The sequence below is a fragment of the Planktotalea frisia genome (genome assembly GCF_001890925.1).
In the GTDB taxonomy this organism is placed as follows: domain Bacteria; phylum Pseudomonadota; class Alphaproteobacteria; order Rhodobacterales; family Rhodobacteraceae; genus Planktotalea; species Planktotalea frisia.
Window position 1 is genome coordinate 1 of the sequence record NZ_MLCB01000122.1, and the last position, 2,484, is coordinate 2,484.

Here is a 2,484-nt window from a genome sequence, read left to right on the forward strand (position 1 = left end):
TACTGGATATTTTTTGAATGAATAAAGCCCGCGCATTCAACCCGTTCTTGTGTGCCAGGACCGATAAGCTCATGGCGCTCATCGCAGAAGTACAGGTCCAAATGAGTGGGTATGAAGCTTATCACGAGACCCGCAAGAGAGCTCGAAGACCCGCTGACCAGGTAACCTATGACCGTACGGTTGAAGCCATCCTGTGTGATCTCTGTGCTGTAGAGCTTGGGCCTGACAACGACAGCATACATCTCCCCCTCAGCAATAAAGTCCTGAGGTCAAAGTCACGATACAAAGGGACAGCCTTGGGCAAAACCCTTCCAGCCATCTTGGACGTGATGTCAGCACCTGAGATGGACTTTGTCGTTGTCGAGAAAGGCCACAGCACCTTCAAGATTGTAGATGGAGATCTGAATGTAGCCTTTGCAGGAGGACAACAAACCATTCTGAAGGCAGGTCCAAAGCTGTTGTCACGCATAGAACACTTCGGGATTGTCAGGGATGACATAGGTCCTGCGCCTGAGGAGGAAGCGATCATCCTGCGGGCTCCCAAGCATCACTCTAACAGCATCGCCAAGTATCAAGAGTACGAGGACGATGAGGCAACCCTCGCCCTGCGTCAGCAGATGACCGACATCAATGCTTGGCTCGACACTGCGGACATCACCTGTAGTCACCCCCAAGTGGATCCAACACACCGTCGCCTGCGTCGCATCTTCAACAACTCAGACTTTGCACAAGGCGGCAGGCTCTATGGTGGATTCTGGCAAGCCATGTCCTCGGATGAACGTCTGGAGCATATCCTCATCGAGGATGATTGGTGTGTGGAGCTCGACTACGGACAGATGAGCCTCTTGTTGTTGTATGCTGAAGCGCAAGCACAAGACTACGTTCCCGTAGGTGACCTCTACGACCTCTCCGAGTATGGCATTCCAACGGAGTGCCGCAAAGGCATCAAGAAGGTGATGCAAGCGATCATCAACAGTCCAGGAGTTCCTAGACGACTACCCAAAGGGTCCCGCAAGCACTTCCCCTCAAGGATCAACCTCAGAGATATTCTTAGAGCTGTCGAGAAAAAGCACCCCGTGATCTTCCCACTGATGACCTCAGGGATTGGTATGCAACTGTTCCGTAAAGAGTCCGATATCTTGGTCGATGTGCTGGAAACCCTCAGGTCGGAAGGTATCGTTGCCCTGCCTGTCCATGATGCTGTTGTTGTTCGGGATGATAACGCAGACAAAGCTGGGGCAGTCATGAAGCAGGTCTTCAGGGAACATACAGGTATCACCCCAGATGTGAGCTTAGGGTAGTCCTGGAATAATCCTAGAGTGGGTATCTCGTGGAGGTATGTTGTTGTGGATAATCAATAAGAACAACATCAATACACAAGGACCCTAAGGGGATCCTCTAAACCCTCTTCATATAGGGGACCCGTAAGCGGATACTCTCACCTTCCATCAGCATTTAGAGCAATCGAAGGCGACCTCATAGCCTAGGGCGAGATTTTGGGCTGCCTACTAGCCTAGTTGCCTACTTGCCCAATTAGATACCCGGGTACTCGGGTAGTTGGCTAGTTGGGTACTCGCAGGTCCAGCCCACTCCGTCCCAAAACTGAGAACTTTCGGACCTCTATGATGATAACAACCATCATGGAGACCAATCATGTTTACGACCTTCACAGCCCTTGCTCTTGCAGGGGGTGCTCTTCGACTTGTCCTGCAGTGGCAGCTGCGCAAACGCTGGGACATCTCACTGGCAATCCCACAGGTACTCTCAGGGGCCCTTGTTGTGCTTGCTGGCTTACCGAGCATGCTACAGCCCTTCCCCTTTCCAATCCCACTCAGTCTCACCCTGGGCCTACTGTTGCCTGACCTCCTGCTGCAGAGGGGCTAGGATGACTGACCTTACCATCACCCCTGGCAGCATCGTGTTGCTTGCTGGCTTTGACGACATCCCCTCACACCAGTTCTTGGTGGATGAAGTCTTCGAGGACTGCATCACAGGCACTGCCCTCACAGGTCCCCTTGCTGGGGAATACGGAGAACCAGACATTGCGTTGGTTCTGCAGGTCTTGTCGAGACCAACCTAAGCCAAGAGCATGTCAGGGAAGGGCTTAGTCCCTGCCCCTCCTTGGCGCTGCTCACAAAATCCCAACCCATCACCCAAACCAGGGCAATTGCCCCAGAAAGGAGACGTCATGTCACCTCAGATTAAGTACGCCTACAAGACCCACAACACCTGGGTTTACCGCAGGACCTACCCCAAGGCACTGCAACCCCTCTTGGGCACAGCCCTCAAGCAATCCCTCAAGACGGGGGATGCCCGTGAGGCCAAGCTGCGTGTGGCTGAGCTGAACCAAACCTTCACAACCATCATCAAGGAGGCTCAGGCCCATGCCCTTGCTACCCCTCACACCACTCCTGCCACTTCTACCCAAGGTCCTCGACTGGCTGTGGGTCGCCCTCGATATCAGCGTGCTCGTCTTGTGGGTGA

At 53.4% G+C, this 2,484-nt stretch carries 3 protein-coding genes; all 3 read left to right on the forward strand.

Annotation, left to right across the window (positions count from 1 at the left end):
- Nucleotides 1–17: 17 nt before the first annotated feature.
- The gene (locus tag PFRI_RS08605; protein WP_072630302.1) at nt 18–1,301 is read left to right on the forward strand and encodes a hypothetical protein; all 1,284 of its coding nucleotides are present in this window, start codon (nt 18–20) and stop codon (nt 1,299–1,301) included.
- A gap of 584 nt (nt 1,302–1,885) precedes the next feature.
- Nucleotides 1,886–2,080: a hypothetical protein gene (locus tag PFRI_RS08615; RefSeq protein ID WP_072630304.1), complete on the forward strand. Its 195-nt coding sequence runs from the start codon at nt 1,886–1,888 to the stop codon at nt 2,078–2,080.
- Nucleotides 2,081–2,188: 108 nt separating this feature from the next.
- Nucleotides 2,189–2,484: DUF6538 domain-containing protein (locus tag PFRI_RS21515; RefSeq protein ID WP_342742263.1), on the forward strand; the 296-nt coding region annotated here is incomplete at its 3' end.

Coding starts and splice junctions, on each gene's coding strand:
- PFRI_RS08605 (WP_072630302.1), top strand. CDS start 18: ATGAATAAAGCCCGCGCATTCAACCCGTTCTTGTGTGCCAGGACCGAT.
- PFRI_RS08615 (WP_072630304.1), top strand. CDS start 1,886: ATGACTGACCTTACCATCACCCCTGGCAGCATCGTGTTGCTTGCTGGC.